General features: G+C 70.1%; 13 protein-coding genes and 1 pseudogene. 6 read left to right on the top strand and 8 right to left on the bottom strand.

Annotated elements, in window-relative coordinates:
- Positions 1-62 precede the first annotated feature (62 nt).
- A complete protein-coding gene (locus tag J2X68_RS22765; protein ID WP_310434384.1) occupies positions 63-1,058 on the top strand; it encodes an AraC family transcriptional regulator in 996 nt (331 codons plus the stop codon).
- 314 nt (positions 1,059-1,372) lie between these two features.
- The gene (locus J2X68_RS22760) at positions 1,373-2,047 is read left to right on the top strand and encodes a helix-turn-helix domain-containing protein (protein WP_310434383.1); all 675 of its coding nucleotides are present in this window, start codon (positions 1,373-1,375) and stop codon (positions 2,045-2,047) included.
- Positions 2,048-2,057: 10 nt separating this feature from the next.
- Here J2X68_RS22760 and J2X68_RS22755 read toward each other — a convergent pair whose 3' ends face one another.
- Together J2X68_RS22755 and J2X68_RS22750 are read right to left on the bottom strand one after the other, a co-directional pair.
- Positions 2,058-2,453 carry a VOC family protein gene (locus J2X68_RS22755; RefSeq protein WP_310434382.1) on the bottom strand — a complete coding sequence of 132 codons (396 nt, stop codon included), beginning with the start codon at positions 2,451-2,453 and terminating at the stop codon, positions 2,058-2,060.
- Between the two features lie 304 nt (positions 2,454-2,757).
- The gene (locus tag J2X68_RS22750) at positions 2,758-3,390 is read right to left on the bottom strand and encodes a VOC family protein (protein WP_310434381.1); all 633 of its coding nucleotides are present in this window, start codon (positions 3,388-3,390) and stop codon (positions 2,758-2,760) included.
- 523 nt (positions 3,391-3,913) lie between these two features.
- Between J2X68_RS22750 and J2X68_RS22745 the strand changes: the two genes are divergently transcribed.
- The 3 genes from J2X68_RS22745 (at position 3,914) to J2X68_RS22735 (ending at position 5,852) form a co-directional block, all read left to right on the top strand.
- Positions 3,914-4,567 carry a ThuA domain-containing protein gene (locus J2X68_RS22745; protein WP_310434380.1) on the top strand — a complete coding sequence of 218 codons (654 nt, stop codon included), beginning with the start codon at positions 3,914-3,916 and terminating at the stop codon, positions 4,565-4,567.
- Positions 4,568-4,734: 167 nt separating this feature from the next.
- The gene (locus J2X68_RS22740; RefSeq protein ID WP_310434379.1) at positions 4,735-5,598 is read left to right on the top strand and encodes an isocitrate lyase/PEP mutase family protein; all 864 of its coding nucleotides are present in this window, start codon (positions 4,735-4,737) and stop codon (positions 5,596-5,598) included.
- The gene (locus J2X68_RS22735) at positions 5,595-5,852 is read left to right on the top strand and encodes a hypothetical protein (RefSeq protein WP_310434378.1); all 258 of its coding nucleotides are present in this window, start codon (positions 5,595-5,597) and stop codon (positions 5,850-5,852) included. The genes J2X68_RS22740 and J2X68_RS22735 overlap by 4 nt, the downstream gene beginning before the upstream one ends.
- 268 nt (positions 5,853-6,120) lie before the next feature.
- Here the strand turns inward: J2X68_RS22735 and J2X68_RS22730 are convergent, their stop codons facing one another.
- The 4 genes from J2X68_RS22730 to J2X68_RS22715 form a co-directional block, all read right to left on the bottom strand.
- Positions 6,121-6,333, bottom strand: coding sequence for a hypothetical protein (locus J2X68_RS22730; RefSeq protein ID WP_310434377.1), 213 nt, complete (start codon positions 6,331-6,333; stop codon positions 6,121-6,123).
- 30 nt (positions 6,334-6,363) lie between these two features.
- Entirely contained in the window at positions 6,364-7,425 is a 1,062-nt protein-coding gene (locus tag J2X68_RS22725; RefSeq protein ID WP_310434376.1) for a substrate-binding domain-containing protein, read from the bottom strand.
- A gap of 532 nt (positions 7,426-7,957) precedes the next feature.
- Positions 7,958-9,082: a LacI family DNA-binding transcriptional regulator gene (locus J2X68_RS22720; RefSeq protein ID WP_310434375.1), complete on the bottom strand. Its 1,125-nt coding sequence runs from the start codon at positions 9,080-9,082 to the stop codon at positions 7,958-7,960.
- Between the two features lie 203 nt (positions 9,083-9,285).
- Positions 9,286-10,299 (bottom strand): hydroxyacid dehydrogenase, encoded by a 1,014-nt coding sequence (locus tag J2X68_RS22715; RefSeq protein ID WP_310434374.1) that lies wholly within the window; start codon positions 10,297-10,299, stop codon positions 9,286-9,288.
- A 797-nt stretch (positions 10,300-11,096) separates the two neighbouring features.
- On the opposite strand from J2X68_RS22715, the gene J2X68_RS22710 reads away from it, so the two are divergent.
- The gene (locus J2X68_RS22710; protein WP_310434373.1) at positions 11,097-12,779 is read left to right on the top strand and encodes a carboxylesterase family protein; all 1,683 of its coding nucleotides are present in this window, start codon (positions 11,097-11,099) and stop codon (positions 12,777-12,779) included.
- Positions 12,780-13,123: 344 nt separating this feature from the next.
- On the opposite strand, the gene mmuM is transcribed toward J2X68_RS22710, so the two are convergent.
- Both mmuM and J2X68_RS22700 read right to left on the bottom strand, forming a co-directional pair.
- Positions 13,124-14,065, bottom strand: coding sequence for a homocysteine S-methyltransferase (gene mmuM, locus J2X68_RS22705; RefSeq protein WP_310434372.1), 942 nt, complete (start codon positions 14,063-14,065; stop codon positions 13,124-13,126).
- 54 nt (positions 14,066-14,119) lie between these two features.
- Positions 14,120-14,570: pseudogene (locus J2X68_RS22700) on the bottom strand (autotransporter); the annotation flags it as partial.
- Between the last annotated feature and the right edge of the window lie 295 nt (positions 14,571-14,865).

Raw genomic sequence — 14,865 nt, 5'->3', positions numbered from 1 at the left:
TACGCCGCACGGTCCCATCGCTGAACGGCTCATTCCCATAAGCGCGCGTCTACGCTGACCGCATGGACGCTCCCCCACGCTCGACCCTGCTCACGCGGGGGGACCCCCTCGGGGGCCTTCTGGAGGGCCCACGCGCGCGGGGCGCCCTCATGATCCGCGCATGCCTCGACCCGCCCTGGGCCGTACGGGTCGAGGACCGCGCCCCGCTGACCGTGATGCTCATGGTGCGCGGTGACGGCTGGGTCGTGCCGGACGACGGCGAGCACGTCCGCCTGCGCGCCGGCGACCTCGCCATCGCCCGTGGCCCGGCCCCCTACACCTGCGCCGACGCCCCCGGCACGCCTCCGCAGGCGCTGATCCTCCCCGGTGGGCAGTGCGCCTATCCGGACGGGCGCCTCCTCAACGGCTCCGTGGACCTCGGTGTGCGCACCTGGGGCGACCGGCCGGACGGCGCCACGGTCGTCCTGATCGGCACGTACCTGATGCAGGGCGAGATCAGCGGCCGGCTGCTCGACGCGCTGCCCCCCTTGCTGACCCTGACGCCGAGCATCTGGCCGTGCCCGCTGACCCCGCTGCTCATGGAGGAGATCGTCCGCGACGAACCCGGTCAGGAGGTCGTCCTGGACCGCCTGCTCGACCTCTTGGTCATCGCCGCCCTGCGGGCCTGGTTCTCCCGCCCGGAAGCGGCGACGCCGTCCTGGTACCAGGCGCTGGCCGATCCGGTCGTGGGCCGCGTTCTGCGGCTGGTCCAGGACGACCCGGCGCACCCCTGGACGGTCGCCTCCCTCGCCGCGAAGGCGGGCGTCTCCCGGGCGGCCATGGCCCGGCGCTTCAGCGACCTCGTGGGCGAACCCCCGATGACCTACCTCACCGGCCGGCGCCTCGCTCTCGCCGCCGACCGACTGCGCGACACCGAGGACACGATCGGCGCGATCGCCCGCCAGGTCGGCTACGGAAGCGCTTTCGCCCTCTCCAGCGCCTTCAAACGCGCGTACGGCGTCAGCCCACAGGAACACCGGACGCGTGCGGACCCGCGAGGGGACGGGGTGGGGGAGTGACGGGCGCGTGAGACGGCTGATGCGGCGGAGGAGAACGGGGCGGACGAGGTGGACGGGGCGGCTGGTTCGCCGGCTGCGGGCGGTGCGGAGCCCGGCTTGAGCGGGCGGAGTCGGCAACGGCGCGGAAACGCGTTTCCGTGGGCGTTTCGGCCTCTGCTGCAGCACTGACGGGGGGCTTCCGGTGTACGACAGCGGAACGGTCGGGGTGACACCGCACCGCACGGCGGCCTCGTGCGCTCGGCAGTCGGCGAGCGGGCGGGGACGGCACGACTCCGCACCGGCGTGCCGGATCCCGGCGGCGTAGCCTGGCGTGCATGTACGAGGAGCGACCCTCCCGGGTGGCCGGGGCGGTGGTGTGGACGAAGACGCCGTCCGCACCGCACGACGCGCTTCCCGTGCTCCCCGACGGCTGTATGGACCTGCTGTGGCGCGAAGGCACCCTGTTGGTCGCCGGACCGGACACCCACGCTCACGTGCCCGACGGCCCGCCCGTGACCTGGGCGGGCATCCGCCTGTTCCCCGGCACCGCGCCCGCGCTGCTCGGCATACCGGCCCATGAACTGCGCGATCGCCGGGTCGAGTTGGCCGATCTCTGGTCGCCGTCGGAGGCGCGTCGACTGGCCGGCCAGGTTGCCGCGTCCGCACACCCGGCGCTGGGGTTGGAGGAACTGGTGCTGGACCGGGCGGCGCCGCCGGACCGGGCGCTCCGCCGACTGGTCGCCGCCCTCGCCGCAGGACGGACGGTGGCCCAGACGGCCGACGAACTGGACCTCGGAGCACGCCAATTGCACCGGCGTTCGCTCGCCGCCTTCGGCTACGGTCCCAAGACGCTGGCCCGGATCCTGCGCCTGCAACGGGCTCTCGCGCTGGCCCGGCGCGGCGTGCCGTACGCGGACACCGCCAACCGGTCCGGCTATGCGGACCAGGCCCATCTCTCCCGCGACGTAAGGGAGTTCACGGGCCTCACGCTGGGCGTCCTGCTGCGCTGAGCGGTCTGCGCTACTGAGGGAGCGGGGCGAACAGGTCTACGCCGTTGCCGTCGGGGTCGAGCACGACGGCGTAGCGCTGGCCCCAGAAGGCGTCCCACGGTTTCAGTTCGCCTCGGTGCCCCGCGCCGAGCAACTCCTCGTACACCGTGTCGACCTCGCCCGGTGTGTCACAGCGCAGCGCGAGGGAGGTCCGACCACTTCCGGACGGCGGCCGCCAGCCCGGATTGAACGAGCGAACGGTGTCCTCGGTGTCCAGCAACAGCCGCATTCCACCCGGCAGTTCGGCCTCGGTGTGCGGTTCCTGCTCGGCCCCCTCGGGAAAGACGAAGCCGAGCCGACGGTAGAAGGATACGGACGCGGCCATGTCGGAGACGACCAGGCCGATGGCATCGAATCGTGGACTCATACGGCAACGGTAGGCAGCGCTGCCGCGGGCGGTCTTGAAAGAAACGGACACGCGCCCGGAAAACCTTTCCGTCACCCGGACGGCGCCGCTGGACGGACGCCGGACCGGGTGGACCGGGAACCCTGACCCGTCCTGACGTCCGGCGCAGCTTGTTACCGATCACTTTTCTCGGCCGCCCGCCGGGACGGAGCGCCGGTATGCGCGGACCCGGACCCGGACCTGGGGCGGGGGCCGTGGCGGGGCAGGGAGAAACGTGGCGTCGGTTGTCTGTTCCGTAGTGGGCCTGGCGGAGGGACTCCTCAGATCAGCCGAAGGTCACCGGCCCGTTGGGTGCGGCTACCGTGAACGAGAATCCCGCCGGGCCCTCGGTGAGAGCGAGATCGGTGCCGAGACTGGTCAGCAGAGGGTGGATCTCCGCGGGGTCGGGAGCGGTGGCGGTCAGTTCCAGCAGGGGACTGACGGGCAGGCCGGAAGCGGAAGGGTGGGTGGTGCCGCCCCAGTCGATGAGGAAGGGCACCAGGCCGGAGGGATGCGGGGACCCGCCATCGGTCAGCCGCCATCGCAGCAGCGTGCCGTCGGGGCGACGTCGGCTCATCTCCCGTACGTCACCGGTGTCGTAGCCCCGCGAGCGGGCGGCCGCAACCGTCGCGTCCAGGTCAGGCGGGCTGATGGCCCAGGTGATCGTCCGCGCGGAGGACAGGGCGTCCACGCCGAAGGGACGGGGGCTGGAGGGGGCCGGCTGTTCCCGATCCGGTCCGATGATCTCCAGGTATGCGCAATGCCCCAGGCCGACCAGGTAGTTGCGGGTACCGAGCCCGACATGCACCCCGCCCGGCGCCGGGGCTACCCCCGTGCGCCGGGTGAACTCGGCGACCGTCGCCGCCAGATCGGGCGTTGCGAGGACGATGTGATCGAGGCGTGCGGGAATGGTGTTCATCCCGGCGAGCCTACGCGCCCGGGTTCCGTAGCGGCCGTGCGTACGGAACGCCCGTGCGACCGACCAGGGTGCTGGAGCCACACGCCACTCGGTCTCCATGCCTTGTCCGCTTTACTGGCGCGAGTGCTGCTCCGCACGCTCGTCCTGGGGAGACCCTGGGCCCCCGGCCAAGGTCGGCGGCGGTCGAGATGGTCGGCAGCGTAAACCAGACGAAAGCGGTGGACTCACGTGCGCCTGCACCTCCCGCCGAAGTGTCCGGCGCCTTCGGGAGTCTCCGCGAACACGAGGCAACCGGTTACCCACCTGTGCAGCAGGCCGTCCGAAGCACCGATTCTCCGCGGCCGAGCGTGCCCTCCGGACGGTGTCCGACACATGCACACGGGTCTCACCGGACTGAGCGCATGACGTCCTGCCTCGGGAGGCGGGCTCGGCCCACCGTCTGCGAAAACAACGGGCACCGCCGAAATTTTCGCGCTGATCATCTCCCTGGGGCCCGGACTCACGGCCGCCTAGGCTCGTCTCCATGATCGCCCGCCTGCTCGTGTACACGCGCACAACCGATTACCGCCACGACTCCATCCCGGACGCCGTCGCCGCCGTACGCGGCCTGGCGGAGTTCGCGGTCGACCACACCGAGGATCCGGCGGCTCTGGAAGCCCCGCTGGGCGCATACGCGGCGGTGGTCTTCCTCTCCACCAGCGGCGAGGTGCTGACCCCGGCAGGGCGGGAACGTCTCGTCGGTTACATCGAGGCGGGCGGCGGTTTCGTCGGGGTGCACGCGGCGGCCTGCACGGAGTACGACTGGCCGTACTTCGGCGAACTCCTCGGCGCCCGCTTCGCCCGTCACCCCGAGTACCAGCCGGGCAAGGCGGTGATCGAGGACCACGACCACCCCGCCACCCGCTCACTGCCGGCCGTGTGGGAGTTCACCGACGAGTGGTACGACTTCCGCGCCAACCCGCGCGGGCGGGCGCGGGTGCTCGCCGTCGCCGACGAGTCGTCGTACTCGGGTGGCGGGATGGGAGCCGACCACCCGCTGGTCTGGTGCCGCGAGCAAGGCCGCGGACGCGTTTTCTACACGGCCCTCGGGCACGCCTCCCAGGCCTACGCCGATCCTCGTTTCCGCGGCCATCTGGGCGGGGGCATTGCCTGGGCGGCACGGCTGCGGGACCAGTGACGTTTCTCCGGTGAACCGGTTGCGCCATTGGGGTGAGCAAAGCCTTCACATGGGGAAAGCCGCGCGTCGACATAGAGATCCTTTTGTCTTCGTAAAGGGCTGTTGTGTCGCAACGGCTTTCTTTGCCTGGTGTGTTGACCCCTCGACTCCATTGGAGGAGCCGGACGGTGACTTACGGGAACAAGTTGCGGGAGCGGATCGCCGCCCCGGGAACGACCCCCCTGATCGGCGTGTACGACATGTACTCGGCGTCGATCGCCGCGGAACACTTCGACGGAATGTTCGTCTCGGGCTTCGGCTTCGCGGCCTCGCACTACGGGCTGCCTGACATCGGTTTCATTGCCTGGCCGGACATGGTGGCGTTCGTCCAGCGGCTGCGGGGCGCGTTCCCGCAACAGCACCTGCTGGTGGACATCGATGACGGGTACGTCGATCCGGAGGTCGCCTGCCATGTGGTCGAGGGCCTCGAACGCATCGGGGCCTCGGGCGTGATCCTGGAGGACCAGAAGCGGCCGCGCCGGTGCGGGCACGCCGACGGCAAGCAGGTGCTGCCGCTGAACGAGTACCTGGCGAAACTGGAGATGGTGCTGGCCACCCGGCGCGACCTGGTCGTGGTGGCCCGCACGGATGCCACCGACGAGCACGACATCCTGCGGCGGGCGGCCACGCTGGCGGCCACCGACGCGGACGTCATCCTGGTGGACGGGGTCCGAACCGTGGAATGGATCCGTCGGATCCGTGACGTGGTGGGAAACAAGCCGCTGCTGTTCAACCAGATCGCCGGCGGCAAATCCCCCAGGCTCTCGCTGAGCGAGCTGTCCGACCTGGGCGTGAACGTCGCGATCTACAGTACGCCGTGTCTCTTTGCCGCGCACGCGGCCATGGACTCCGCGCTCGTCGACCTCAAGCGTACCGACGGGCGACTCCCCGAGGTGGACGCGGAGAGCGGCATCGGAGTGCGGGCCTCGACCGAGCTGCTGGAGCGGAACATCGCACGTCTGCGGACCGCGACCGAGAGTGTGAACGCGTGAGGCCCGTCGCGCCCCGGCTGCGGACGGCGACGGTTCTGACAGTCGCCCTGCTGGGCGCCGCCACGGTGCCGGCCGTCGCCGAAAGCAGCCTGATCACCGTGATCGACAACTCGCACGCCGACTCGATTCTCGAGGTCGACCGGGCGGCCAACGTCCAGCAGGGCAGCAGTGGCACCGCGGGCAGTGACCACGACGGAAGCGCTGTCGACATGATGGAGGCGCTGGTGGGCGCGCCGGACCGGGAGGAAGACTGAGACGAGGAGGACACCGGCCGGGAGTCACCGTGATGGTGGCCCCCGGCTTTCCGCTGTCCGTTACAGCAACTTTCGCGGCTGCCTGTGCGTGCGCCCCGCTGCCAGGCGGGGCACTCCGCGGTGGAGAAACGCATGGAAACACACGTGGCAACAGTGGTGACGGCGACGGCCGGACCGGCCGGTCCCTGTCGCGACCGGAGCGGCACCAGTGACGTGCCGGCACATGCGAAGGGGCCCGGCCTGTGCGGCCGGGCCCCGGGCCGGTTCGTCAGTCCTCGCCCAGGTCGGGGCGTCCCGCCTCGTTCAGCTCGACGTCTTCGGGCTCGTCGCCGGTCTCGTCACCGGGCTCGCTGACGGTGGCGTGGGCGGTGGCGTCCCGAGGAACGGAGCCGAGAGTCGTGGCCTGGGCCGTTCCCATGACGGTGATGAGGGCGGCGGACGCAATGAGGAACAGGACCGGGGCGCGCGTGCTGAGGTTCATGCCCGGAAAACGATCAGTAACGCGGGGAGGTCACCGTTTCACGGCCGTGCCCCGATGCGGTGGAGCAGTGCTCGCTCGCTCCACGAGCCGCGTCGACAACTCCGTCCGCGTCCCCTCCGGGTGCTCGCCGTCCATCATCCGCAGCAACAACCGCAATCCCGTTGCCGCCATCTCCGCCAGCGGCTGGCGCACGGTCGTGAGAGCGGGCGTGGTCCACCGTGACTCCGGAAGGTCGTCGAATCCGACCACACTGACGTCATGCGGGATCCTCAACCCCCGTTCTTCTAAGGCCAGATAGGCGCCGAGCGCCATACGGTCGGAGCAGACGAAGACGGCCGTCGGCGGCTCGGGCAGATCGAACAGTTCATGCATGCTCCGGTACGCGACGGACTCGTCGAAAGCGCCGTCGCGCAGGTATTCCGGGCGGTACGCGATCCCTGCCGACGCCAGGGCGGACCGGTAGCCGGCGACCCGGGCGCTGCTGCACATCCTGCGGCGCGGTCCGGCGATCACGGCGATGCGTTCGTGGCCGAGCGCCAGCAGGTGTTCGGTCGCCGTCACTCCACCCTGCCAGTTGGCCGCGCCCACCGACACCACTCCGGGCGGCGGCTCGACCACCGGGTCGATCAGCACGAACGGAGTGCGGTGCTGCTCCAGCCACGCGTACTGAGAGCCCGTCAACTCGGTCAGGTTGAACAGCACTCCGGCCGACCCACGCACGGTCAGCTTGTCCAACCAGCCGCGCTGCGGGCGGCCGGCGCGGGTGCGGGACAGGGCGGCCGAGACGACCACGTCCAGACCCGCGTCGTGTGCCGCCTCCTCCGCGCCGTGCAGCACCGCACCCGACCAGGAGCTGTCCAGCGCATGCACGACGAGGTCGATCAGTCGCGGCGGCTTGGACGCGCCGAAGCGGGGTCTGCGCACGTAACCCAGCCGGTCCAGGGCCTCCGTCACCCGGCGTCTCGTCTCGGGGGCCACATCCTCCCTGCCGTTGACCACCTTCGAGGCGGTCGGTACGGACACCCCCGCCTCGCGGGCCACGACCGCCAGGGTCGGCCCGGCCGTCACGCTCACACCTGCCGTACGCACCATCGGGAACCACCTCTCCGGCCCGCCCGAAGGCCGGCGAAAGTTCGACCAGCGCCCTTTCGGAGCCGGTCGGGAACAGACGGCTCACAGAAAGCGCTTGCTATCCTAGGTGCGCCTCGGCGCGACGTGAAGACTCCGGAAAACGCGGGATCTTGAGCACTGGAAGTTGCGCAACCGCGGACGCGTGGCGCGGCCTCGATGGCATGAGGGCCATGAAAGCTGGGCCATGAAACACGGCTGGGCGCCGCGAGCAAGGTGTTTACCGCAGGGGCGAAGTGGGTGCGACGAGCCGTTCTACGTCCGCAGGGCCGATGTGAAGGCTCCGGTTCTCCCCGAGGGCACGGTGCCTTCACGTCGGCACGAAGGTCCGAAGCCGATGTCGAGCGTTCAGCTCGGCGGGCCCGGCTGTAACCGGTTGCGAACGAGATCGGGGTGTCGTCGAACGAGCCGCAGCAGCTGTTGGCTGTCCATTGTCCGGGGGTGCCGGCCTCGTACATGAACAGCTGATGCGGGTTGTTCCACCAGCGCGATCAGATCAACGCGCAGCCCGCTGTCGGCGTTGCGGTTCTCCTCGCCGCTTCGGCGGCCGCACCGAGTCCCGTACGACGACGTGGGTGCCCAGGACCCGGTGTTCGGCGTCTCCACTCTTGCGTCGGACGCCGCCCCCGGCGGCCTGTCGACGGTCGGCCACTGTGCGCAGGGCGACCCGGCCCATTTCCTCGTAAGGCACGTGCACCGTGGTCAGTTGCGGTGTGAGCTGAGACGCCAGGGGGATGTCGTCGTAGCCCGTGATCGACACGTCGTCCGGCACCCGCAAGCCTGCCTCGCACAGCGCCTGCATGGCTCCCGCGGCGACGATGTCGTTGCCGGCGAGCACGGCGGTGAAGTCAGGCGTCTCATGCAGCGCCGCCTGCACCGCGGCGTACCCGTGCTTGTCGTCGTACGGACCGTGCCGCACCAGCCCTTGGTCGAACGGCACGCCATATGCCTCGAAGGCCCGACGGGCTCCCTTCAACCTGTCTTGTGAGGTGGTGAGTTGAGCGGGGCCGGGTAAGGCCAGGATCCGCCGGTGGCCGGCCGAGAGCAGGTGGCCGGCCATGGCGTAGGCGCCGGACTCGTTGTCGTAGCCGATTGTCGTGGCCGGGACGTCCTCCTCCAGCGGGGGCCTGCCGACCAGGACCAGTCGCGAGCCGGCCGCGTCCAGCGAACGGGCGAACCGCGCCATACGCAGTCGGTACTCGTCGTAGTCGTAGGCGCCGCCGAGCAGAATCAGGGCGTCGACGCCCTGCCGGCGCATCAGGTTGACGAGGGCGAGTTCGCGTTCGGGGTCGTCGCCCGTGGTCCCGACGATCGACAGCCAGCCGCGCAGGGTGGCCGCACCCTCGACGCCCTTCGCCACGTGAGCGAATGCCGCGCTGGTGATGTTGTTCATGAGTATCGCCACCGTCGGAGTGCCGCCACCGGCCAGGGAGCGTGCGTGCGCGTTGGTGACATAGTCCAGGTCGCGGACGACCTTCATCACGCGGCGCCGCAGTTCATCGGAGACCGGGTAGCTGCCCGACAACGCGCGGGAAACGCTTGCCACGGACACACCCGCGCGTTCCGCCACATCCCGTATGGTCGCCCGGCCGGCATCACCCGTCGTCCTGCGCTGACTCACGTTGCGCCCCCTTCACTGTTCATGGGTGCCGACGAGGACGCCACGGTCACGGACCTCGCCGCGGCCTGATCAAGACACTGCAGGTGCCCGGCCCCCGTCGGTGCGGGAAACGTATCCCAATCGTCCGCGAGGAGAACTGGCCTGTGGACAACCCCGGTCGGCACCGTGGCCCGCGAGGTCGGCGGCGGCGCGAAACCTGCGCTTCAGGCCACCCGGGCCAGGTCGGCGTGGCGCACTTCGTGAGCGAGAGGCAGCCCGTCGGCCAGCCGTTCCAACTCCTCGACGACGATGCGGCCGAGCCGTTCCAACTCGTTTCCGAGGGAGCCGGCGATGTGGGGGGTCAGAAACACGTTCGGCAACCGGTAGAGCGGTGAGGCCGCGGGCAACGGTTCGGGTTCGGTGACGTCCAGCACCGCGTGGAGTCGCCCCGAGACCAACTCGTCGGTGAGAGCGGACTGGTCGACGAGGGCGCCCCGAGAGGTGTTGATCAGCACGCCGCCGTCACGGATCAGGGCGAGGCGGGCGCGGTCGAGCATGTGACGGGTTTCGGGGATGTCGGGCGCATGCAGGCTGACGATGTCGCTGTGTCGCAGAAGATCTTCCAGAGGGAGCAGCCGCGTGCCGAGTTCGGCGGCCTCCGCCGCGTCCACGTACGGGTCGTGCAGGAGAACCTCGAAGTCGTGCGGGCGCAACAGTTCCAACAAACGGCGCCCTACGCGCGAGGCGCCGACCACGCCGATCCGGCGGCCGAGGTTGCCGGTCGTCGAGGTTTCGGCGTGGGTCGGCTGGGCGTGAGTGCGGCGGAAGCGCTCACGGTGGACGAAGACGTCCTTCCCGGCGAGCAGGATCATCGCGAGCGTGTACTCGGCGACCGGGACGGCGTTGCCCGTCGCCGCGCTGGACACGGTCACCCCTCGGCCCCACAGGGCCCCTCCGGCGAGGGAGCGCACCGAGCCCGCGGCATGCAGGACCGTACGAAGGAGAGGTGCCGAATCGAGGATGTCCGGATCGAGCCGGGGACAACCCCAGCCGGTGATCAGGATCTCGACCTCGGCCAGTGTCGATGCCGCGGCGGGATCGGTGAAGTCCTTGACGACGTGCGTTGTGTCGATCTCGGCCGCCTTCCGTAGCCGGCTCACGAGCGACGGGGGAAACAGCAGGGGAAGGTGCACCGGGTCCATGGCGAACGCGGCCCTGGGCAGCTGGACGCTGGGCATGACTCTCCTGAGGTCCCGGGGGGAAGCGTTTTCTGAAAACGCCTTCTACCGTAGATCTGGGGTTGCGGGTGGTCAATCAGTCGGACGAGCGCGGGGTGGAGCCCTCTCGGTCGGTTGCCGGCGCAGAGTAAATAGCCATCTCAGAGCGGCCGTTGAGGTGGGAATGAGGGCCGGGACCTCTGAATGTGGGGGGGGGGAGACGGAACGTGTTTCTGGCCGTGGAGGTACCTGGTGGAGCGACGGAGGTGAGGGGTGAGGGGTTGTGCGGGTGCAGAGGTGCTGGCGACCGGTTGTCGTCGTCTCCTCGCGAGCAGCGAGCCAGAGCGGACCGCGACGACGGCCTTGGTCGATCCATCATCCTGACCGGCGCTCCCTGCATCGTCCGCATCGGGCTGTGCAGGTCAAGGCCCGGGTATTCGCAGCCGACGCGGCGACGGTCCGCTGGCGGGTGGTACCTGAGGTGCGCACTGGAGTTCTCAGCAAGGAGGCGGTCCCGTTGACGGATCAGCGGAAGCGACGGAAGCCTTGATCGATCAGTAGCAGTAACCGCTTTCTACTCGCTGCTACGACATTGGTCTGCAGAACGAGCGTCCGCCGACACTTCCATCGGCAGGCGCATTCCCCTTCCTCGCGAAACAGCGGTCGAGTGCACCCAGCGGCGGCTACGGCCATCTTGGCTTCGGCACTCCGATGTACGCCGGATGGCCCTGCCGCGGACTCGTGCGGCGGAATACTGCGCGCCTTTGTGGTGCTCTTGTCATACCGGTGCGTGAGTGCGGCGAAGGGCTGGTGAGCAAGTGGCAGCGGACCAGACGGACCCACGGGCACGAGTCCAGGCAGACCCCGACCCCGGTCCCGTCGTCACGACCCCCTACGGGGCCGTACGCGGGAGGTACGAGAACGGCATCGCCGCTTTCCGCGGCATCCCGTACGCGGCACCCCCTTTCGGCGCCCGCAGATTCCGGCCGCCCGTGCCGCCCGAGCCCTGGGACGGCGTACGCGACGCGGGATCCTTCGGCGCAACGCCGCCGAAACCGCCGTACTCCGAAGCGTTCGCCCAGTACCTGTCCGACCCCGTGGTGGAGGGCGACGACTGCCTCAACCTCAACGTGTGGACTCCCGACCTCGGGCCCGGCGCTCGGCTTCCCGTTCTCGTCTGGCTGCATGGCGGCGCTCTGACCAGGGGATCCTCAGCGGTGCCGGTGTACGACGGACAGAACTTCGCTCGGGACGGAATCGTTTTCGTCTCGATCAGCTACCGGCTGGGAGTGGAGGGCTACGGACTGTTCCCCGATGCCCCCGCGAACCCCGGTCTGCGTGATCAGCTTGCCGCGCTCGAGTGGGTGCATTGCTCGATCGGGGCTTTCGGCGGTGACCCTGACAAGGTCACGCTGGCGGGGCAGTCCGCCGGAGCCATCAGCGTCGGCGCTCTGATCGCGGCCCCGCAGGCACAAGGCCTGTTCCGGCGAGCCGTTCTCCAGAGCGGACCGCCGGAGGCTTTCGAGCGGGACAAGGTCCGGCGCATGGTCCGCCGTATGGCGAGCCGACTGAAGATCCCCGCCACCGCGGAGGCCTTTGCCGCTGTCGACCGGGATCTGCTCCTGCGCACGCAGGCGGAGGTCGGCAGGCTCAGCAGCCCTGTCCTCGGCGGGCCGGCCTTCGGCATCATCGTCGACGGCGACCTCGTCCCGCGCGACCCTCTCGAGGCCCTCGTCGCCGGTGACGCGGCTCCGGGCGTCGACCTGCTCCTCGGCTGGACCCGGGACGAGTACCGGTTGTGGCTGGTTCCGGGCGGCCTGATGGAGCGCGTGGACCGGATGGGGCCCGTCGCCCTCGCCGGCGCCATGGCCCGCTGTCACTGCGGCCATGAGGTGCCGCGCGGATACCGCGCCCTGCACCCCGAGGCGGGCACCGCCGAGATCGTCGGTCAGATGGTCACCGACAACCTGCTGCGCGGCCCCCTGCAACGGCTGGCCGAGGCCCGCCCAGGGGTGTCGTACGTGTACGAGTTCGCCTGGCCCTCGTCGAAGCCCGGCCTCGGCGCCTGCCATGCACTGGAGCTCGGCTTCGTCTTCGACACCGGCGAGACGGCCGAGTCCGCGAAACTGGCCGGGGGCGGCGCACCGCAGAAACTCGCCGATGCGATGCACGGGGCCTGGACACAGTTCGTGGCCACGGGTGACGCCGGCTGGGAGGCGTGGGGGTCGGCGCATCCCGTGCGAATCTTCGGTGAGGTGGACGGCGGGCGGTACACGGAAGACGGTACTGCGTATGAGGTCGACGGTATGTCGTATACCGCATACGGCCCGCGGGACCGTGAACTGGCCCTGTGGACCGCCGCGGCGGCCATCGCACCACGAGGGGAATCCGTCGACGAGACTGCGTCGCCGGACCCGCTGCCCGGCAAGACCCTGCGCAGCGCCGAACTCAGGTCCGCGGTGCGCCGATTGCGTCGGGCCGGGGGAGTGAGGGGACGCTGATCGTCGCATGCTTCGGCAATGGCGGCCGGTGCGCGGATTCCGTACGGGTTGACGCTCGAAGCACCCCCGGCAGTGCCTGGTCCAACCTGCTCCTGGCCCGACGACCCGTCGGGGGTCTCCCCGAGGTGACCGTAGACCGGAGTACCGGAAGTTCGCCGCCGAGCACCCGTGGCGCGGGAGGGGCGGACACCGCCGCCTTGGCGCGCAGACTCCGGCATCGTACTGCTCGCTGCGCGTCCGCAATCTCCTCGTCCTCCTTTACCGCACCACCCCCGAAAACCAGGGCTAACCGCTTTCTCCGACGGTGGCTGAGTCTCGCCTCGGTGGGCCGGAGGGACAGAGGCCTACGCCGAGGTCAGCGTCCGGGCGATCGATGCGACCGCCTCCGGGCCGACCCGGCAGCAGCCGCCGATCAGCCGTGCCCCCGACTCTCGCCAGCCCAGGACCTGTTCGGCGGTGAAGGTGGATCGGCCGCTCCAGGCACGGGCAACCGCGTCCCACACCTCACCGCTGTTGGGGTAGACCACGACCGGTTTGCCCGTCACCCGGGCCGCGGTCGCCACCGCAGCTTCGGCGTCTTCCGGGGCGCAGCAGTTCACCCCGACCGCGATCACCTCGTCCGCGTCGGCGGCCAGGGCGAACGCCTCGTCCAACGGCTGCCCCGCGCGCGTGCGGTCACCGGCGATCGAGTACGACAGCCACGCCGGCACCCCCAGCCCGCGTACCGCACGCAACAGGGCTTCGGCCTCATCGGCGTCGGGAACCGTTTCCAGAGCGAGCACATCGGGCGCCGCGGCGGCCAGAACCTCCAGCCGGGGGCGGTGGAAACGTTCCAGTTCCGCGATGCTCAGCCCGTAGCGGCCCCGGTATTCGGAACCGTCCGCGAGCATGGCCCCGTACGGCCCCACCGAAGCGGCGACCCACAGCGGGTGGACGAGGCCCTTGTTCCGGGCCTGGCGGGCGGCCTCCTGGGCGAGTTCCACGCTCAGCGCCAGTAGTCGCGCAGCCTCGTCCTGGTCGATGCCGCGTTTGGCGAAGCCCTCGAAGGTTGCCTGGTAGCTGGAGGTGATCGCCACGTTCGCGCCGGCCTCGAAGTAGGCGAGGTGCGCCTGAGTGATCGCCTCGGGCTGTTCGGCGAGCAGCCGTGCCGACCACAGTTCGTCGCTCAGGTCGTGCCCGGCGGACTCCAGCTGGTTGGACATGCCGCCGTCAAGGACGACGGCTCCCGCGGCGAGAGCCGTGAGGAGGGGGGTCCCGGCGCGGGGAGCGGGGTTGTCGCTGGTCATGTCACGACGCTAGTCGAAGGGGCGACCAGCAGTCGGATCCGTCCGGTGATTGAACGGAGTGCCCGCGATATGGAATGGGACGTGCCCGATCAGTGCCGTAACCCCGCCGGTGCCGTACTGGAGGGCCGTCCCACGCTCCACGATGATCGCGGGCGGATCGGGGCGGCGACCGTGGTCCAGGGATGGTTGCCGCCCTGGGTGTGCACTGCTTGCCGTCGGCGCGCCGTGGGCAACGGAAGTCGCTGTCCCTGCTCAGGACGAGGGTCCCGCCACCGCGCACGGTAAGCGTTCCCTCGCCGCGGAAAACGCCGTCGTAGGTTGTCGTCCCGGAGGTCACGGTGACCGCGGTGTCGCCGGCGAGCGTCACGTCCCGGTTCGCGAGGACGTCGGCGGGGCGGTGACATCCCCGGCCTCGGCGGCCATGCCGGAGAGCGGTGGCGACGAGGGCGGCGACGGTCGCGAGGGCACCGACGACCGCTACCGAGGTGTGGAAAGGGTTGCGCACGCATCGGAGACGCGCAGGGAGCCGCACGAATATCAGAAAAATGTTCCCCCGGACTTCGTCCAGGGTTCGGCTCACCCGGAAAACCCCCTTCCCGCCGGAAACCTCCTGAAAGGGCTTTCCGTCAAGTCCCGTCCAACCCGTTGACCTGCCCGTAACGCGCCCTTACCTTTTCGGCGTTCGTCATTTCACATGCCGTTCGGAGTTCCGAACGCCCCTCGCGAGGTGGTCGCGTGCATCCCCATCCGCTCGTCCCCCGCCGCGTCGGCCCCCAGGTGCGATCCGATGCCCTCCATGA

The organism is Streptomyces sp. 3330 (assembly GCF_031456635.1).
GTDB lineage: Bacteria > Actinomycetota > Actinomycetes > Streptomycetales > Streptomycetaceae > Streptomyces.
The sequence above is the reverse complement of the archived record's forward strand: the minus strand, read 5'-3'. Positions and strand labels throughout refer to the sequence as shown.

What these genes read in the sequence shown, in the direction of transcription:
- J2X68_RS22765 (WP_310434384.1), top strand. Translation starts at nt 63, where the DNA reads ATGGACGCTCCCCCACGCTCGACCCTGCTCACGCGGGGGGACCCCCTC.
- J2X68_RS22760 (WP_310434383.1), top strand. Translation starts at nt 1,373, where the DNA reads ATGTACGAGGAGCGACCCTCCCGGGTGGCCGGGGCGGTGGTGTGGACG.
- J2X68_RS22755 (WP_310434382.1), bottom strand. Translation starts at nt 2,453, where the DNA reads ATGAGTCCACGATTCGATGCCATCGGCCTGGTCGTCTCCGACATGGCC.
- J2X68_RS22750 (WP_310434381.1), bottom strand. Translation starts at nt 3,390, where the DNA reads ATGAACACCATTCCCGCACGCCTCGATCACATCGTCCTCGCAACGCCC.
- J2X68_RS22745 (WP_310434380.1), top strand. Translation starts at nt 3,914, where the DNA reads ATGATCGCCCGCCTGCTCGTGTACACGCGCACAACCGATTACCGCCAC.
- J2X68_RS22730 (WP_310434377.1), bottom strand. Translation starts at nt 6,333, where the DNA reads ATGAACCTCAGCACGCGCGCCCCGGTCCTGTTCCTCATTGCGTCCGCC.
- J2X68_RS22725 (WP_310434376.1), bottom strand. Translation starts at nt 7,425, where the DNA reads ATGGTGCGTACGGCAGGTGTGAGCGTGACGGCCGGGCCGACCCTGGCG.
- J2X68_RS22715 (WP_310434374.1), bottom strand. Translation starts at nt 10,299, where the DNA reads ATGCCCAGCGTCCAGCTGCCCAGGGCCGCGTTCGCCATGGACCCGGTG.
- mmuM (WP_310434372.1), bottom strand. Translation starts at nt 14,065, where the DNA reads ATGACCAGCGACAACCCCGCTCCCCGCGCCGGGACCCCCCTCCTCACG.